Below are 17911 nucleotides of genomic sequence, written 5' to 3'. Positions count from 1 at the left end.
CTACTCGCGGCCCAGGTCGCGATGGACCACCAGGGTCCGTACACCCTGCGCGCGCAACCGGTCGGCGAAAGCCTCCGCCATGGCGACGCTACGGTGCCGTCCGCCCGTGCAGCCGATCGCGATCGTCAGGAAGTGCTTGTCCTCGTTGAGGTAGCCGCCGGTCAGGAGCGCCACCAGGGACTCGTACTGCGCGAGGAACTCCGCCGAGCGGGGCTGACGCAGGACGTAGTCGCGTACCGGGGCATCGAGACCGCTCATCGGCCGCAGCTCGTCGACCCAGAACGGATTGGGCAGGAAGCGCAGGTCAGCGACCATGTCTGCGTCGATGGGCAAGCCGTACTTGAAGCCGAACGACACCACGGAGGCGCGCAGCCCGCCGCTGTCGGAGTCCTCAAACGCAGCCCGGACTCGCTGGGCCAACTGGTTGACGTTGAGATTGGAGGTGTCGACAACGATGTCCGCGCGACCACGAATGCGACGCAGCAGCTCGCGCTCACGGTTCAGGCCGTCCATCAGCCGCCCCTCCAGACTCAGCGGGTGCGGTCGCCGCGCGGCCTCCTGGCGGCGGACCAAGACGTCGTCGGCCGCCTCGAGGTAGAGGATCCGCGTGCTCACCCCGGCTTCGCGCAGCTCCTCGATCGCGTCGACCAGGCCGCCGAAGAAGTTCCGCGAGCGTGCGTCGACGACCACGGCAAGACGATCGATGTCCTCGGACCCCTGGATCGTGCTCACGGCCTGGGACAGAAGCCCCGGCGGCAGATTGTCGATGACGTAGTAGCCGAGCTTCTCGAGCACCTTGGCGGCCGTGCCTCGCCCGGCTCCGGTCATGCCGGTGATGAGCACGAGCTGGGTCAAGGTCGTCAACGGTCCTCCAGGATCTCGCCGGTCGCGGTGTTGATGGCGGAGGGCTGCTCGCCGGTTGCAAGCCCCTCCATGATGGATTGTGCCGTAGCCGGGCCGATCCCGGGGACGGATGCAATCTCCTCGAGTGTGGCCGCCCGCAATTTCTTGACCGACCCGAACGCCTTCAGGAGTGCTCTGCGCCGGGTTGGACCAAGCCCTTGAACGGGGTCCAGAACGCTCTCGATCATCGTCTTGCTGCGTCGGCCGCGGTGGTGGGTGATCGCGAACCGATGCGCCTCGTCGCGCAGCCGCTGCAGCAGGTACAGGCCCTCGCTGGTTCGAGGCAGGATCAGCGGATCTTCATCCTCCGGCAACCAGACCTCCTCCAGCCGCTTTGCCAGGCCGACCAGGGCGACGTCGGTGACGCCGAGCTCCTGCATCGCAGCGTGGGCCGCGGCGACCTGCGGTGGTCCCCCGTCGACCACCACGAGTGCCGGAGTGTAGGCAAAGCGCCGCGGCTTGCCGGTCTCGGGATCGATGCCGGGTCCCTCGTCGTCATTGCCCTCGCGAGCCCTGAGCAGCTGGGTGAACCGCCTGGTGATGACCTCGTGCATCGCCGCAACGTCACTCTGTCCCTCGTTGCGGATCGTGAAGCGGCGATACTCGGACTTGCGGGGCAGCCCGTCCTCGAACACGACCATCGATGCGACCGTCTCGGTGGCGCCGAGGTTGGAGATGTCGTAGCACTCGATCCGCAGGGGCGCCGTCTCGAGCTCGAGCGCGTCCTGGAGCTCTTCGAGCGCGAGACTGCGCGCCGTCAGGTCCGAGGAGCGCTTCATCTTGTGCCGCATCAGCGACTGCTTGGCGTTCTGCTCGACGGTCTGCATCAGCGCACGCTTGTCGCCGCGCTTGGGCACCCGGATGGTGACGGGACCCTCACGTCGCTCCGCGAGCAGCTCGGTGACGGTCGCCGCGTCCGACGGCATCGCCGGGACCAGGACCTCCCGCGGGATCGCGGCAGCGTTGGCGTCCTGGTACAGCGTCATGAGGGCCCGTTGGACCAGTTCGGGGAACGCGGCCTCGTCGGCCTTCTCGGCGACCCAGCCACGCTGCCCGCGGATCCGGCCGCCGCGCACCGAGAAGATCTGCACCGCGATCTCGAGCGGATCGTCGACGAAGCCGAGCACATCGGCATCCGTGCCGTCGCCCAGCACCACCGTCTGCTTCTCCAGCACCCGCCGCAGGGCACCGAGATCGTCCCGGAGCTTGGCGGCCAGCTCGTACTCCTGCTGGTCCGATGCCTCGCGCATGCGTTGCTCGATGCGCTTGGTGAAGCCGGCCGTCTGGCCTCCCATGAACGACAGGAAGTCGTTCACGATCGCGCGGTGCTCCTCGGGGCTGACCCGCCCGACGCACGGGGCGGCGCACTTGCCGATGTCCCCCAGGAGACAGGGACGGCCGATCGCCTTGGACCGCCGGAACACCCCAGCTGAACATGAGCGCATCGGGAAGACCCTCAGCAGCGTGTCAACGGTGTCGCGGATGGCCCACGCATGGCCGTACGGGCCGAAGTATCGAACCCCCTTGCGCTGCGCTCCGCGCATGACCATGACCCGCGGAAACTCCTCACCGACCGTCACGGCGAGCCACGGATAGGACTTGTCGTCCCGATACTTGACGTTGAAGCGCGGATCGAACTCCTTGATCCACGAGTACTCCAGGGCCAGCGCCTCGACCTCGGTGCTGACGACGGTCCAGTCGACGGATGCTCCCGTCAGCACCATCTGCTGCGTTCGGGGGTGAAGACCCGAGATGTCCTGAAAGTACGAGCTCAGCCGCGGGCGGAGCGACTTGGCCTTGCCCACGTAGATGACCCGGCGCTCGGCATCGCGGAACCGGTAGACGCCGGGCTCGGCCGGGATCTCGCCCGGGGCCGGCCGATAGCTTGCAGGATCTGCCACCGAACCAGCCTACGAGGTGACCAGCAGCGGCTTGAGATACGTGCCGGTGTGGCTGTCGGGACTGTTGGCGATGTCCTCGGGTGTTCCCTCCGCGATCAGCAGGCCACCGCCGCTGCCGCCCTCGGGTCCCATGTCGATGACCCAGTCTGCGGTCTTGATGACATCGAGGTTGTGTTCGATGACGATGACCGAGTTGCCGGTGTCGACGATGCGCTGCAGGACGCCCAGGAGCTTGCGTATGTCCTCGAAGTGCAGGCCCGTCGTGGGCTCGTCGAGGACGTAGACGGTGCGACCTGTCGAGCGCTTCTGCAGCTCGGCGGACAGCTTGACCCGCTGCGCCTCGCCACCGGACAGGGTCGGCGCGGACTGTCCGAGTCGCACATAGCCCAGGCCCACATCGACCAAAGTGCGCAGGTGCCGTGCGATAGCGGGGATGGCCTCGAAGAACTCGACGGCCTCCTCGATCGGCATCTCGAGCACCTCAGCGATGGTCTTGCCCTTGTAGTGGACCTCGAGCGTCTCGCGGTTGTACCGGGCACCGTGGCACACTTCGCAGGCGACGTAGACGTCGGGCAGGAAGTTCATCTCGATCTTGATCGTGCCGTCGCCGGAGCATGCCTCACAGCGGCCGCCCTTGACGTTGAACGAGAATCGGCCCTGTTGGTATCCGCGCATCTTGGCTTCGGGCGTCTGTGCGAACAGCTTGCGGACATGGTCGAAGACGCCGGTGTAGGTCGCCGGGTTGGACCGCGGAGTGCGGCCGATCGGCGACTGGTCGACGTGGATGACCTTGTCGACCTCCTCCAGCCCGGTGATGGTGCGATGCCGTCCTGGGATCGTCCGCGCACCGTAGACCGTGCGTGCCAGCTGGGTGTAGAGGATGTCGTTGACCAACGTGGACTTGCCGGAGCCGGACACGCCCGTGACCGCGACGAACATCCCCAGCGGAAAGGTCACGTCGATGTCGCGCAGGTTGTGCTCCTTGGCACCGTGCACCGTGAGCTCGCGCCCGGGCACACGTTCGCGTCGCGACTCCGGCAGCGGGATCATCTTGCGGCCGGAGAGATACTGACCGGTCAGCGAGTGCTCGCTCGCAAACAGCTCCTCGACCGGCCCCGAGACGATGACCTGTCCCCCGTGCTCGCCTGCTCCGGGACCGATGTCGACAGCCCAGTCGGCCGCCCGGATGGTGTCTTCGTCGTGCTCGACGACGATCAGCGTGTTGCCGAGGTCACGCAGACGGATCAGGGTGTCGATCAATCGGTGGTTGTCGCGCTGGTGCAGGCCGATCGATGGTTCGTCCAACACGTAGAGAACGCCTACTAGTCCTGCACCGATCTGCGTCGCGAGCCGGATGCGCTGGGCCTCTCCACCCGACAACGAGCCAGCTGCCCGATCGAGTGCGAGATAGTCCAGACCGACATCGAGCAGGAAGCGCAACCGCTCATTGATCTCCTTGAGCACCCGCTCGCCGATCTGCCGCTCACGATCATTCATCTCCAGCGTCTGGAGGTACTCCGACGCCTCGCTGATCGACAGCGCGCACACCTCGGCGATGTTCTTGGGGCCGAACTTGTCTGACTCCAACGTCACCGCGAGAATCACCGGCTTGAGCCGGGTGCCTTGGCAGACTCGGCACGGCACCTCGCGCATGAACCCTTCGAGCCGTTCGCGGCTGGTCTCCGACTCGGTCTCGTCGTGTCGCCGCTCCAGATAGGTGATCGCGCCTTCGAACTCGGTGAAGTAGGACCGCTCGCGGCCGTACCGGTTCTTGTAGCGGACGTGGACCTTGGTCGCGTGACCGTGCAGGATCGCGTCACGCACCTCCTCGGAGAGATCGCCCCACGGAGCATCCGCGCTGAAGTCCAGCTCGTCGGCCAGTGCACCGATGAGCCGGGAGAAGTAGTCAGCCACGTGCGCCGACGCCCAGGGCACGACCGCGCCGTCGTTGAGCGACTTGGCGTCGTCGGGGACCACCAGCTCCGGATCGACCTCCATGCGGGTGCCCAGACCGTGACACTCCGGGCAGGCACCGAACGGGGCGTTGAACGAGAACGAGCGGGGCTCGAGCTCGTCGACCTCGAGTGGGTGGTCGTTGGGGCAGGCAAGCTTCTCGGAGAAGCGACGGGTGCGGTGCTCGTCATCCTCGGGAAGGTCGACGTAGTCGATGATGACCAGGCCGTCGGCGAGGCCGAGGGCCGTCTCGACGGACTCGGTCAGTCGCTGCTTCGCACTGTCCTTGACCTGCAGTCGGTCGACCACCACGTCGATCGTGTGCTTCTTCTGCTTGGCGAGCGTCGGCGGCTCGTCGGAAAGCATGTGGGTCTGGCCGTCGACGATCGTGCGGCTGAAGCCCTGTGACTGCAGCTGGCGGAACAACTCGCCGTACTCACCCTTGCGGCCCCGGATGATCGGGGCAAGAACCTGGAACCGGGCGCCCTGCTCGCCGGCCATGATGCGGTCGACTATCTGCTGCGGGGTCTGTCGGGTGATGAGCTCGCCGCACACCGGGCAGTGTGGTCGGCCAGCGCGCGCGTAGAGGAGGCGGAGGTAGTCGTACACCTCGGTGATCGTGCCGACGGTCGAGCGGGGATTGCGCGAGGTGGACTTCTGGTCGATCGAGACCGCCGGAGACAGACCCTCGATGAAATCGACGTCGGGCTTGTCCATCTGACCGAGGAACTGCCGGGCATACGCCGACAGTGACTCCACGTACCGGCGTTGGCCCTCGGCGAAGATCGTGTCGAACGCCAGCGACGACTTGCCTGACCCGGACAGACCCGTGAACACGATCAGCGAGTCTCGCGGCAGATCGAGTGAGACGTCCTTGAGATTGTGCTCTCGTGCACCGCGGATGACGAGGCGGTCGGTCACAGGCTCCCCTGAAATGAGTGGTGGTTTGGGGCACAGCTCGCGCCCACATCATCGTAACGACGGGGTGCGACAGTTTCTTTCCGAAGGTCTCGTCGTCCTCGTCACACCCCCGGACGTCTGCCGGGATCAAGGAGTCCGCCGTCGCGAGTCACCGGCCCGGAATCGCTCGCTCACAGCGATCGGCCGGGGGTCTGGCAGGCTGAGCTCCATGACGTACACCGGAGAAGTCGAGGTCGGCGGTCCAGCCGACGTGCAAGCCGCGGGCGACCTGCTGATCACCAAGGTCGCGGTCGGAGACATGAACAACAACGCCTACCTGCTGCGCTGTGCGCTGACCGGCGAGCAGGTCCTGATCGACGCTGCCAACGAGGCGGACACGCTGCTGGGGCTGGTCGGCGTCGATGGACTGGCTCGTGTCGTCACGACGCATCGGCACGGCGACCACTGGCAGGCGCTGCCGACGATCGTCGAGCGCACGGGCGCCGAGACCGTCGCCGGTGCGGATGACGCCGATGAGCTGCCGGTCGAGGTCACCACACGTGTCCGCACCGGGGCCCGCGTCCGGGTCGGCTCGTGCGAGCTCGAAGTCATCGAGATCGCCGGCCACACCCCCGGCTCGATCGTGCTCGCATACGACGATCCCGATGGCATCGTGCATCTGTTCACCGGCGACTCACTCTTTCCCGGTGGGGTCGGCAAGACCTGGGCGCCGGAGGACTTCGCAACGCTCATCGATCAGGTCGAGGAGAGGATCTTCGGTCGATTCGGGGACGACACCCACGTGTATCCCGGCCACGGGCACGACACGACGCTGGGCGCCGAGCGCCCGCACCTGACTCAGTGGCGCGAGCGCGGCTGGTAGTCACCAACGGACCCCACACCCCCGAGAGGCGTGGCGCACCCACCTGTGCGCGCGTGCACACGTGACTGACATGCGGCTCGGGTGGGCTTGGGGGGTTGGCCATCTCTGGTGGGCCAACTCGGGTGGCGGTTCGGCGTCCAGCACCTAATGTGCGAAGGGTGAGGACCATCGTCGCCGTTGCGCTGCTCGGCATACTGCCCGCATGTGGCGCAGGGTCCGAACAGGCCGCCGACGACTCCGACCCGTCGCCGCTGGAGATCGTCGAGGCGCAGACCAAGACCTGCGCTGAGGTGCGCAAAGGCATCGACTTGTTCAACCAGAAGGATTACGCCGGGACCGTCGCAAGCTTCAAGAAGGCCAGGATCACTGCCACGGTCTACGCGACGATCAGCGACGAGCCCGAGGCAGATGCCCTGCTCGATGCGGTCGAGTACTACGCCAATCTCGCGCCTGCGGACTACCCCGAGGCCGCTCGAACGTCAGCAAGCTTCGCCCGGAACAAGGCCATCACGCTCAACCAGTGCGCGCCGGACGGGACCTCCGACGGAACGCCGACGTAAGCCTCCTCACCGATGCGAACACGCCGCGCAGCCACTCGACCCGGTCAGAACGTGACCGGCAGCTCTTCAACGCCGTAGACGAAGGAGAGCTCCCGAAAGCTGAGCTCCTCCTGCGGCTTGGCCAGCGCAAGATCAGGGAACTTCTGGAACAGCTTGGGCAGGGCGATGCGCAGCTCCATGCGCGCCAGCTCGGCACCGATGCAGCGGTGAGTGCCGTGTCCGAAGGCAAGGTGCCCGCTGGTGGGTGTGCGGGACGGATCAAATTCGTCCGGACAGGTACCCATCGATCGCGGATCTCGGTTGGCGCCGCTCAGTGAGGCGAGCACGACATCGCCGGACTTGACGCGCTGCCCGAACAGCTCCATGTCCTGCTTCGCGAATCTCGGGAAGGCGACCTGCACGACCGAGAGGTAGCGCAGCAGCTCCTCGACGACCCGGTCGACATCCGCACGCTCACCGCGGCGAATCAGCTCGGCATACGCCGGATCGCGCAGCAGCACGATCGTGCCGAGGGCGATCATCCCAGCGGTGGTCTCGTAGCCGCCGGTGAAGACGCCGTCAGCGAGCCCGGCCAGGTCCACGTCGGAGAGCCGGTCGCCCTCGTCCCGCAGGATCTGACCGATCAGGCCCGGCCCGGGCTCTGCGCGCTGCTTCGCGACTGCTGCGAACAGGAATTCGCGTTGCTCCGAGACCGCTCCGAAGGCCGCTGCGCCGCCGTTCGTCGCGTCGAATCGGGCACTCCCCAACTTTTCAAAGGCGTCGCGATCCTCGTAATCGAGTCCCAGCAGCGCACAGATCGTCTGGAACGGCACGGGGAAGGCCAGGTGCTTGGCCAGATCGGCACCGCTCCCCTCGGCCGCGAGGGCGTCGAGCTGGCGGTCCACGATGTCGGCGATCATCGGCTCGAGTCTGGCCAGCCGGCGCATCGTGAACTCGGGGGTGACGATCTTGCGCAGCCGCGTGTGCAGCGGGGCGTCGGTGAATCCCAGACCACCGATGTCGTCGGAGGTGGCCGGACCGTCGCCGTGGAACATGTGCCGGATGTCGTTGGAGTACGAGTCACGATCGGTCAGAATCTGGCGCGCCTCGTCGTAGCCGGTTACCAGGAACGCTCGGAAGTTGAACGGGAGGTCCAGCTTGTGCATCGGTCGGGTGGACCTGATCTCAGCCAGGCGGGGCACTGGATCCATGCCGTGCCGCTGCAGGGGCACCTTGGTCGCTTCAGGGATGAACGAGATCCTGGAGAGGTCGATGCCCTTCTTCTGGATGCGGTGCAGCAACAGACTGCCGACCCATCCGGATAGCTTTGCCCTGACGTCGACCACGGATCGAAACTACACCGCTGGATCGCCGAGATCCCCCACTCGGTTGAGGCAGCGCGGCGGTGTCGCCACGAATCGGGCGACGCGAGAGCGCGCGGGCCCGCTGACAAACCCGATCCGCCTCGGGATCACCATCTCGGCCGTCTCCGCAGGATCTCAGCCGGCGGACTCGCGGCGTGCCGACACGGTGAGGCTCACGACCGCGGTCACCGAGAGGATCCCGACGATCACCCCGAGACTCAGCAGCGTGGGGATCTCCGGCACGTCGAACGGCTGACCACCGTTGAGGAACGGCAGCTCGTTGGTGTGCAGCGCGTGCAGAACGAGCTTGACGCCGATGAAGGCCAGCAGGAGCGCGAGTCCCTGCGAGAGGTAGATCAACTTCTTGAGCAGGCCGCCGAGCAGGAAGTAGAGCTGGCGAAGACCCATCAGGGCGAAGACGTTGGCCGTGAACACCAGATAGGGCTCCTTGGTGAGCCCGTAGATCGCTGGGATCGAGTCCAGTGCGAACAACAGATCGGTCGTTCCGAGAGAAAGGATCACCAAGAACATCGGGGTGATGAACGTCTTGCCGTTCTCCTTGATGAACAGCGTCAGTCCGTGCCATTCGTCCTTGGTGTTGAAATAGCGCTTGGCGAATCGGACGACCGCGTTCTCACCATCGTCGTCGTGGTCCTTGTCCTTGATCAGGGTCCAGGCAGTCCACAGCAGGAACGCCCCGAACAAGTAGAAGATCCACGAGAAGTTGTTGATCGCGACGGCACCGATTGCGATGAAGATGCCTCGGAAGATCAGCGCGAGGATGATGCCGACCAACAGTGCTTCCTGCTGCAGCTTCCGCGGCACCTTGAAGCTGGCCATGATGATCAGGAAGATGAACAGGTTGTCGATCGACAAGCTGTACTCGGTGAGCCAGCCCGCAAAGAACTGGAGACCGAAGTCACCGCCCGGCTCGGAGACGTCGTGGTGGACCACGACCCAGATGCCGAAGGCAATGGCCAGCCCGACGTACCCGGCGAGGTAGACGGCACTCTCCTTGAGCGTCGGCTCATGTGGGCGGCGCGCCACGATCACAACGTCGAACAGCAGAATGGCGATCGTCGCGCCAATCGTCACGAACCACTCGGTCTGGGACACCGACATGCCAACGGTCTCAGTGGTCTTCTCGGCCAGCGGCAGCAACATCGGGTCATCTCCGGTCGTGAGAACGCCGGAGGTCTCTTCCGCCGCCGAAGGCGGCCCGCAACACCGGGAAACTGCTTGGAGTCACCGTGATGACGACGTTGCGATCAGGGAATACTCCCCTCCGTCTCCTATTGTTGCAGGTGCCCGCTGGTGTCGCCGCTCTGGTCGTCCGGCACCGGCACGAGCGCGCGGCCGCGCAGCTCCATCCAGACGCCACGAGGCCACGCCCCGTCCGGCTGCAGTCCCGGGTGGTCGAAGGCGTCCGGCGGTGCGGTTTGCGGCTCCAAGCAGATCGTCGCGGCCGGCTCGTCGTAGACGACCCACCACGGCGTCGAGGCGCTCAGGGTCAGCTCGACGGCGCCCGGCCAGGTCACGATGGGTGCCGTGGCGAGACGGAAGCAGTCGTCCCACGGACCGGGCCGCGGTTCGGTCAGCCTTCCGGTTGGCAGCCCGTCAGCTCCACGCTGGACCATGACGTCGGCGTCGAGCCGCCACACCGCGGGCCCCCCGACGTCCAGGTGACGCCGAAACCACGGATGCAGCCCGATGGTGCAGGGTGACTCGGTTTCGTCGTCCCAGCTCAGCTCGATGCGCAAGCCGTCCTCGAGCAGGGCATACGTCAACGTGGCGATGCCGTCGGTGGGCCACGGCGACCCGATCGCACGCTCGTACCTTCCCTCGGCCAGCGAATCCCAGACTGCATCGTGGCCGAGACCGTGAAGTGCGTTGCCGTCGTCGCCCACGGGCAGCCCATGCTCGACTCCTCCGACGATCAGGCGGCCGTCTCGAATCCGTCCCGCCCACGGGACCATCGGAAAGCAGCCATCCGCGATGGCTGGATCCACCGTTGGATCGGCGGCGCGGCCAAGGACCTCGTGTCCATGGAGCAGGAGGCTGGTGAGCCGAGCTCCTCGGCTGGGGTCGATGACGGCACGAACATGGTCGTTCTCCAGGACGTCGGTCACCCCGCCAGTGTGAACCAGCGGGTCAGACACCCGCCTCGAGCATGCTGCGGAGCTCCTTCTTCAAATCGCCAATCTCATCGCGCAGGCGGGCCGCGACCTCAAACTGCAACTCGGCGGCCGCTGCCCGCATCTGCTCGCTGAGCTGCTCGATCAGGTCGGCCAGCTCGCCCGAGGGCAGGTCAGCGAGCGCAGCCGTGTGCTGACCCAATGGGACCGGTGCCCCCTTGCGTCGCTTGTCTCCGGTGGCGGCGAGCAAGGAGGCGGTGTCGGCGTCCTCACGCGCGAGCATGTCGGTGATGTCGCCGATCTTCTTGCGAAGCGGAGTCGGGTCGATGCCGTTGGCGGTGTTGTAGGCGACCTGCTTCTCGCGGCGACGGTTGGTCTCTTCGATCGCCCAGCCCATCGAGTCGGTGATGCGGTCGGCATACATGATGACCTGCCCTGACACGTTGCGAGCGGCCCGGCCGATCGTCTGGATCAGGGAGCGACCCGAGCGCAGGAAGCCTTCCTTGTCCGCGTCGAGGATCGCCACCAGGCTCACCTCGGGAAGGTCGAGACCCTCCCGCAGCAGGTTGATGCCGACCAGGACGTCGTACTCACCCATCCGCAGCTCTCGCAACAGCTCGACGCGGCGCAGCGTGTCAACCTCACTGTGCAGGTATCGCGTGCGGATGCCGGCCTCGAGCAGGTAGTCGGTCAGGTCCTCGGACATCTTCTTGGTCAAGGTCGTGACCAGCACCCGCTCCTCACGATCGGTGCGGGTGCGAATCTGGGTGATCAGGTCGTCGATCTGCCCCTTGGTCGGCTTGACGATGACCTCGGGGTCGATCAGACCGGTCGGGCGAATGATCTGCTCGACGACGTCGCCCTGAACCTTCTCGAGCTCGTACGAGCCCGGAGTGGCCGAGAGGTAGACCGTCTGGCCGATGCGGTCGAGAAACTCCGGCCACTTGAGCGGGCGGTTGTCCATGGCGCTGGGCAGCCGGAAGCCGTGCTCGACGAGCGACCGCTTGCGGGACATGTCGCCCTCGTACATCGCGCCGATCTGCGGGATCGTCACGTGCGACTCGTCGACGACCAGCACGAAGTCGTCGGGGAAGTAGTCGAGCAGGCAGTGGCCGGGGGTCCCGGGGCCACGTCCGTCCATGTGGCGGGAGTAGTTCTCGATGCCGGCACACGTGCCCACCTGCTGCATCATCTCCAGGTCGTACGACGTGCGCATGCGTAGTCGCTGCGCCTCGAGCAGCTTGCCCTCGCCCTCGAGCTCGGCAAGGCGCTCCTCCAGCTCGACCTCGATCGTGCGCATCGCGCGGTTCATGGTCTCCTGGCCCGCCGCGTAGTGTGTCGCAGCTCCGACGTAGAGCTCCTGGTCGTCGCTCAGCACCTCGCCGGTCAGAGGATGCAGCGTCATGAGCCGCTCGATCTCATCGCCGAAGAACTCCACCCGCACGGCGTGCTCCTGATAGACGGGGAAGATCTCGATCGTGTCGCCCTTGACCCGGAAGGTGCCACGGGTCGAGCTGACGTCGTTGCGGACGTATTGCGCCTGCACCAAGGTGCGCAGCAGCTGGTCGCGGGGCAGCTCCTCACCGACCTTGAAGCCGATCATCCGTTCGAGGTACTCCTGAGCCGAACCGAGACCATAGATGCACGACACCGTGGCGACCACGATGACGTCGCGACGGGTCAGCAACGACCAGGTCGCGGAGTGCCGAAGCCGCTCGACCTCCTCGTTGATCGAGGAGTCCTTCTCGATGTAGGTGTCGCTCTGAGCGATGTACGCCTCGGGCTGGTAGTAGTCGTAGTAGGAGACGAAGTATTCGACGGCGTTGTTGGGCAGGAGCTCACGCAGCTCATTGGCGAACTGGGCGGCCAAGAGCTTGTTGGGCATCATCACGAGCATCGGCCGCTGCAGCCGCTCGGCCAGCCACGCCGTCGTCGCGGTCTTGCCGGTGCCAGTCGCACCGAGCAGCACGTTGTCGACCGCGCCCGCCTTGATGCGCCGTTCGAGCTCCGCGATCGCGGCCGGTTGATCGCCCGCTGGCTGGTACTCGGAGACGACCTCGATGGGAGCCACCTGGCGCTGCAGCTCGGACACTGACCTCATACGACGAGCCTACGTCCCACCTCCGACAATGGGCCCTAAAGTGGTGCCATGCTCGTCTCAGAACGCCGCGCTGAGCGCAAGAGGGAGATCCTGGACGCCACCAGGGCTCTGTTCGACGAGCGCGGTCTGCGCGACGCCCAGATAGAGGACATCGCGCGAGCTGTCGGAATCAACCGCGCGATCATCTACCGCCACTTCTCCGGCAAGGAAGAGCTGTTCGCCGAGACGCTCGTCGGCTATCTGGACGAGCTCGACGCGACCCTGGCCGAGGCCGACGACGCCTCCCACCAGCCGGTCGAGCGTCTGCAGGCGCTCATCGACGCGTTCCTCGACTTCGGAGCTGGCCTGCCCGCGTTCGTCGACTGCGCTCAGGCGCTGCTTCGTCGACGCGGGGAGGAGCTCATCGAGGAGGTCAGCGAGCGGGTCATGTTCGACCTGGGACGGGCCATGGCAGCGTGCCTGTCGCACGTCGTGTCGGTGCTCGAGGCGGGCACCGCCAGCGGCGAGTTCCACGTCCGCGACCCCTACCTGCTGGGCAATGTCTTCTACACGCAGGCGCTCGGCGTCATGAATCTCGCGACGTTGCAGTTGTCGGTCCGCGAGCAGAATCCCGGTCTTCCGGCGGTCGACGCCGTGCCGTTCGACGAGGTCAAGAAACTCGTGGGCCTCGCCGCGGTCGCCATGGCCCGTGGCGCGGCGTCGGACACGACTCCGTAGCCGACCACCGCACCGAGCCTGACGTCTCCGCCGGGCGACACGAGGTGTCGCGGCAATGACGTCAGGCTCAGCAGGCGGACGACGCGCGGCTGGCCGGGTGGGTCAGGCCTCGAGGATCGCCACGACGCCCTGGCCGCCGGCCGCGCAGATCGAGATCAGGCCACGACCCGATCCCTTCTCGTGCAGCAGCTTGGCGAGGTTGGCGATGATGCGGCCACCCGTTGCGGCGAACGGGTGCGCGGCCGCGAGGGACGAGCCCTTCACGTTGAGCTTGCTGCGGTCGATCGAGCCCAGTGGAAGGTCCAGACCGAGCCGGTCCTTGCAGAACGTCGGATCCTCCCACGCAGCGAGGGTCGTCAGCACCTGGCCGGCGAACGCCTCGTGGATCTCGTAGTAGTCGAAGTCCTGCAGCGTCAGGCCCTGACGGGCGAGCATCCGCGGAACGGCATATGCAGGAGCCATCAGCAGGCCCTCGGCACCGGACACGTAGTCGACCGCCGCGGTCTCGTAGTCGACGAGATACGCCTGGGGGGTCCAGCCGTGCTTCTTGGCCTCCTCCTCAGACGCCAGCAGGACGACGGACGCACCGTCGGACAGCGGGGTCGAGTTGGCCGCGGTCATCGTGGCGCCCTCACCCTTGCCGAAGACCGGCTTGAGCTTGGCGAGCTTCTCCATGCTCGAGTCGGGACGCATGTTGTTGTCCTTGGTCACACCCAGGAACGGCGTGACCAGGTCGTCCTGCCAACCCTCGTCGTACGACTTCGCGAGGTTGACGTGCGAGGCCACGGCGAGCTCGTCCTGGGCCTCGCGCGTGATGCCCCACTCCTTGGTCGTGATGGCCTGGCTGTCACCCATCGAGAGCCCGGTGCGCGGCTCGGAGTTGCGCGGCTGGTCGGGTGCGAGGTCGGACGGTCGGATCCGGGCAAGAGCCGCCAGACGACCCTTGGTGTCCTTGGCACGGTTCGCGTCCAACAGGATCTTGCGGAGCTTGTCGCCCACGGCCAGCGGCGCGTCGGAGGTCGTGTCGGCGCCGCCAGCGATGGCGGACTCGATCTTGCCGAGCGCGATCTTGTTGGCGACCAGCACGGCTGCCTGGATTCCGGTGTCACAGGCCTGCTGCACGTCGTAGGCCGGCGTGTCCGGCGAGAGCTTGGAGCCCAGAACCGTCTCGCGGGCCAGGTTGAAGTCGCGGCTGTGCTTGAGCACCGCTCCTGCGGCGAGCTCGCCGACGCGTTCGCCGGCGAGACCGAATCGGTCCACCAGTCCGTCCACGGCCGCCGTCAGCATGTCCTGGTTGGACGCGGTGAGGTAGACGCTGTTGGAACGCGCGAACGGTATGCGGTTGCCGCCGATCACGGCGACACGACGAACCTGCTGCGGCGAACCGGCAGCGGCAGTCTTCGCAGCGGGGGCCTGCTTCGCGGGCGTCTGCTTGGTGGTCTTCTTGGCTGGGGTGGTGTCCGCCATGGCGGTCTCCTCGATCTTCGTGAACGATGGTTCTGAACGTGATGAGCACCGCATCCACGATGGTGGACTGGGGCCGTTTGATGAGGTTACAGTTTCATCAGCATTCCAGATACCAATGGTATCCGAGAGATAGGACACACCCCGTCATGGCAGACCGCTATCAGTCCCTTGCTCACAACCCCATCGGCAAGTTCCTCGTCAAGAACCTGGGTCTGCCCAACCCCCCGGTCCTCGAGCGCTGGACCGAAGGATCGCCGCTGGTCAAGGGCACAGTCCTGATCGGCGCCGCAACGGGCGGAACGCTCGGCAACAAGCTCAACAGCACCCTCAAGTCCAGTGGCATCGCTGCGGTCGGCGTCCGCGCCGATGGCAAGCGTTACAAGGGTCTGGTCTTCGATGCGACCGGCATCACCGACACGGCCGGACTGGCCGCCATGCAGCAATTCTTCACCCCTGCCCTGCGCAGTCTGGCCTCGTCGGGCCGACTCGTGGTGATCGGCACGCTGCCTGAGCAGGCCTCCAGCGGCACCGCCGCGATCGCACAGCGGGCCCTCGAAGGCTTTGTGCGCTCAGCGGGCAAGGAGGTCGGCGCCAACGGCAGCACCGCGAACCTCGTCTACGTCGGAGCCGGCGCCGAGGACGCGCTCGGCTCCACGTTGGAGTTCCTGCTCTCGCCAAAATCGGCGTTCGTCGACGGTCAGGTCATCCGACTGGGCCTGACCGACCTCGTCTCCGCCGACCCGGTGGCCGACCAGGCCAAGCCGCTGGCCGGCAAGGTCGCGCTCGTCACCGGAGCATCCCGCGGTCTGGGTGAGGCCATGGCTCGCACCCTCCACCGCGACGGCGCCCAGATCGTCGGGCTCGACGTCCCGCAGCTGTCCGCCGAGCTGGAGGCCGTCATGGCCGAGCTGGGCGGCACAGCGATCGCCGAGGACATCACCGCCGCGGACGCGCCGAAGGTCATCGCCAAGGCGCTCAAGGCGGCGCACGGCGGTGTCGACATCGTGGTGCACAACGCTGGAATCACCCGCGACAAGCGCCTCAAGAACATGAAGACCGAAAACTGGGACCTGGTCATCGACATCAGTGTCGGTGCGCCTCAGCGCATCACCGCCGAGCTGCTGAACCAGAAGCTGCTTCGCAAGGGTGGCCGCGTCATCGGCATCTCGTCGATCGCGGGCATCGCTGGCAACAACGGTCAGACCAGCTACGGCACGGCCAAGGCCGGCGTCATCGGCTTCGTCGAGGACCTGTCCAAGCGGGTCGCCAAGGACGGCATCACCGTCAACGCCATCGCGCCGGGCTTCATCGAGACCGACATGGTCAAGACCATGCCGCTGGGCATTCGCGAGGCCGGCCGGCGGCTGAGCTCGCTGTCCCAGGGTGGCCAGCCGATCGACGTGGCCGAGGCCATCGCGTGGTACGCCAACCCCGGCTCCTCCGCGATCTCCGGCAATGTCGTGCGCGTCTGTGGCCAGGCCCTGATCGGAGCCTGAGATGGTCATCCGAACTTTCGACAAGGCTCCGTCCACCGGCCCGCTGATGCTCAAGGCCGTCCTCCCGGCGATTCCCGTCATCGGTGGGCTGCCGGGAGTCAGGCACGCGAAGGGCTCGGTCCCGGACATCGTCCTCGAGCGCACCGGCGTGCGGACCGACCACGCCCACCTGGAGACGTACAACGAGGTCTGCGGGTTTCCCCGCAGCGACGTGCTGCCTGCGACATACCCACACATGGCTGCCTTCGGGTTGCACATGAGCCTGATGACCGACACCGCCTTTCCATTTGCCCCCATGGGTCTGGTCCATCTGCGCAACACCATCACGCAGCACCGGCCGATCGGGGTGGACGAGACCTTCGACGTGTCAGTACGGGCCGCTGACCTGCGCCCGTTCCCGAAGGGATCGTTGGTCGACATCGTCACGACGGTCTCGATCGCCGGCGAGCTCGTGTGGGAGGAGATCACCACCCTGTTCTCGCGGCACACTGGCGGCGGCGCCGAGACCTCCCCCGCCCCACTCGCCGGTGTCGAGGCTCCGGATGGTGTCGTGCACTGGAAGCTCGGCGGAGACCTGGGTCGTCGGTACGGTGCCGTGTCGGGCGATCGCAACCCTATCCACCTCTACCCACTCACCGCGAAGGCTTTCGGGTTCCCGAGCAACATCGCTCACGGCATGTGGACGCTCGCGCGCAGCCTCTCGGCGATCCAGAACAGGCTTCCTGCCGCATTCACCGTCGATGCGGAGTTCCGCAAGCCGATTCTGCTTCCCGGCACCGTCGTGTTCGGGTCGCGGGTCGTGGAAGATGACCTGGTCTTCGGGGTGAAGGGCGCCAAGAAGCCGGTGACTCACCTCGTCGGGCGCGTCGTCCCACAGGCGTAACTTCGAGTTACCGACAGTCGTTGTGCTGAGCAACGACTCTGGAGGGAACTCGTGCACACTCGCCGCGCACTCACTCGTCTGTTCACCGTCACGGCCCTTGTGCTGGGACTGGTCAGCGCCTCGCTCTCGGTCGAGACGGCGTCGGCTGCCACCGCGTGGAAGCCACGAGCCGAGCAGTATGCAAAGACCGTGACCGAACGCGATGTCGCGATCCCGATGTCCGATGGAACGACCTTGCGCGGCGACGTCATGCGCCCGGCCGACGCGAATGGCAGGGCCATCGCGAAGCGATTCCCGGTCATCGTGACGATCACGGCGTACAACAAGTCGTTGCTGAGCTCGGCGGGTGGGCTCGGCGGCGCCGACGCGGCCTACCTGGTCAAGCGCGGCTATGTCCAGCTGACGGTCGACGCGCGAGGCACCGGAAGCTCTGAGGGCATCTGGAAGGCCTTCGACGCACGTGAGAACAAGGATGGCGGCGAGATCCTGACCTGGGCGCACTCATCGAGGCGTCCGTGGAGCAATGGCATCACCGGCATGACCGGTCCTTCGTACATGGGAATCAGCCAGCTCTGGGCGGCCGCCGCTCAGCCACCCGGCCTCAAGGCGATCTTCCCGCAGGTGCCCGGCGCCGACGTCTACCGCGACGTCGTCGCCTCGGGAGGCCAG

The 17911-nt window shown here is 66.4% G+C and carries 14 protein-coding genes; 6 read left to right on the top strand and 8 right to left on the bottom strand.

Going from position 1 to position 17911, the window contains the following annotated elements:
- Genes rapZ through uvrA form a run of 3 tightly spaced genes read right to left on the bottom strand, consistent with a single transcriptional unit; the run spans window position 1 to window position 5678 of the window.
- Window positions 1-864, bottom strand: a complete 864-nt coding sequence (rapZ, locus tag WB461_RS04005) for an RNase adapter RapZ (RefSeq protein WP_423851427.1) — start codon at window positions 862-864, stop codon at window positions 1-3.
- Complete coding sequence (gene uvrC, locus WB461_RS04000; protein WP_423851426.1) at window positions 861-2804, bottom strand: excinuclease ABC subunit UvrC; 1944 nt, start codon at window positions 2802-2804, stop codon at window positions 861-863. Before uvrC ends, rapZ begins: the two co-directional genes overlap by 4 nt.
- A 9-nt stretch (window positions 2805-2813) precedes the next feature.
- Window positions 2814-5678, bottom strand: coding sequence for an excinuclease ABC subunit UvrA (gene uvrA, locus WB461_RS03995; RefSeq protein WP_423851425.1), 2865 nt, complete (start codon window positions 5676-5678; stop codon window positions 2814-2816).
- Window positions 5679-5886: 208 nt separating this feature from the next.
- Here uvrA and WB461_RS03990 point away from each other — a divergent pair, with 208 nt between their 5' ends.
- Window positions 5887-6540: an MBL fold metallo-hydrolase gene (locus tag WB461_RS03990; RefSeq protein ID WP_423851424.1), complete on the top strand. Its 654-nt coding sequence runs from the start codon at window positions 5887-5889 to the stop codon at window positions 6538-6540.
- A gap of 158 nt (window positions 6541-6698) precedes the next feature.
- Window positions 6699-7100, top strand: coding sequence for a hypothetical protein (locus tag WB461_RS03985; RefSeq protein ID WP_423851423.1), 402 nt, complete (start codon window positions 6699-6701; stop codon window positions 7098-7100).
- Window positions 7101-7144: 44 nt separating this feature from the next.
- Here WB461_RS03985 and WB461_RS03980 read toward each other — a convergent pair whose 3' ends face one another.
- The 4 genes from WB461_RS03980 to uvrB form a co-directional block, all read right to left on the bottom strand.
- Window positions 7145-8425: a cytochrome P450 gene (locus WB461_RS03980; RefSeq protein WP_423851422.1), complete on the bottom strand. Its 1281-nt coding sequence runs from the start codon at window positions 8423-8425 to the stop codon at window positions 7145-7147.
- A 153-nt stretch (window positions 8426-8578) separates the two neighbouring features.
- A complete protein-coding gene (locus tag WB461_RS03975) occupies window positions 8579-9607 on the bottom strand; it encodes a TerC/Alx family metal homeostasis membrane protein (RefSeq protein ID WP_423851421.1) in 1029 nt (342 codons plus the stop codon).
- A gap of 128 nt (window positions 9608-9735) precedes the next feature.
- Entirely contained in the window at window positions 9736-10572 is an 837-nt protein-coding gene (locus WB461_RS03970; RefSeq protein WP_423851420.1) for an aldose 1-epimerase, read from the bottom strand.
- A 22-nt stretch (window positions 10573-10594) separates the two neighbouring features.
- A complete protein-coding gene (gene uvrB, locus WB461_RS03965; protein WP_423851419.1) occupies window positions 10595-12679 on the bottom strand; it encodes an excinuclease ABC subunit UvrB in 2085 nt (694 codons plus the stop codon).
- Window positions 12680-12727: 48 nt separating this feature from the next.
- Between uvrB and WB461_RS03960 the strand changes: the two genes are divergently transcribed.
- Entirely contained in the window at window positions 12728-13396 is a 669-nt protein-coding gene (locus tag WB461_RS03960) for a TetR/AcrR family transcriptional regulator (RefSeq protein ID WP_423851418.1), read from the top strand.
- Window positions 13397-13498: 102 nt separating this feature from the next.
- Here the strand turns inward: WB461_RS03960 and WB461_RS03955 are convergent, their stop codons facing one another.
- Window positions 13499-14863 carry an acetyl-CoA C-acetyltransferase gene (locus WB461_RS03955; protein ID WP_423851417.1) on the bottom strand — a complete coding sequence of 455 codons (1365 nt, stop codon included), beginning with the start codon at window positions 14861-14863 and terminating at the stop codon, window positions 13499-13501.
- A 146-nt stretch (window positions 14864-15009) separates the two neighbouring features.
- On the opposite strand from WB461_RS03955, the gene WB461_RS03950 reads away from it, so the two are divergent.
- The 3 genes from WB461_RS03950 to WB461_RS03940 form a co-directional block, all read left to right on the top strand.
- A complete protein-coding gene (locus tag WB461_RS03950) occupies window positions 15010-16359 on the top strand; it encodes a 3-oxoacyl-ACP reductase (RefSeq protein WP_423851416.1) in 1350 nt (449 codons plus the stop codon).
- A gap of 1 nt (window position 16360) precedes the next feature.
- Window positions 16361-17242, top strand: coding sequence for a MaoC family dehydratase (locus WB461_RS03945; protein WP_423851415.1), 882 nt, complete (start codon window positions 16361-16363; stop codon window positions 17240-17242).
- Between the two features lie 51 nt (window positions 17243-17293).
- Window positions 17294-17911 (top strand): CocE/NonD family hydrolase (locus WB461_RS03940; protein WP_423851414.1); only part of this gene is annotated, 618 nt, incomplete at its 3' end.

The sequence above is a fragment of the Aeromicrobium sp. genome, assembly GCF_049587115.1.
GTDB lineage: Bacteria > Actinomycetota > Actinomycetes > Propionibacteriales > Nocardioidaceae > Aeromicrobium.
The sequence above is the reverse complement of the archived record's forward strand: the minus strand, read 5'-3'. Positions and strand labels throughout refer to the sequence as shown.

Coding starts and splice junctions, on each gene's coding strand:
- uvrB (WP_423851419.1), bottom strand. CDS start 12,679: ATGAGGTCAGTGTCCGAGCTGCAGCGCCAGGTGGCTCCCATCGAGGTC.
- WB461_RS03990 (WP_423851424.1), top strand. CDS start 5,887: ATGACGTACACCGGAGAAGTCGAGGTCGGCGGTCCAGCCGACGTGCAA.
- WB461_RS03945 (WP_423851415.1), top strand. CDS start 16,361: ATGGTCATCCGAACTTTCGACAAGGCTCCGTCCACCGGCCCGCTGATG.
- WB461_RS03960 (WP_423851418.1), top strand. CDS start 12,728: ATGCTCGTCTCAGAACGCCGCGCTGAGCGCAAGAGGGAGATCCTGGAC.
- WB461_RS03955 (WP_423851417.1), bottom strand. CDS start 14,863: ATGGCGGACACCACCCCAGCCAAGAAGACCACCAAGCAGACGCCCGCG.
- WB461_RS03975 (WP_423851421.1), bottom strand. CDS start 9,607: ATGTTGCTGCCGCTGGCCGAGAAGACCACTGAGACCGTTGGCATGTCG.
- WB461_RS03950 (WP_423851416.1), top strand. CDS start 15,010: ATGGCAGACCGCTATCAGTCCCTTGCTCACAACCCCATCGGCAAGTTC.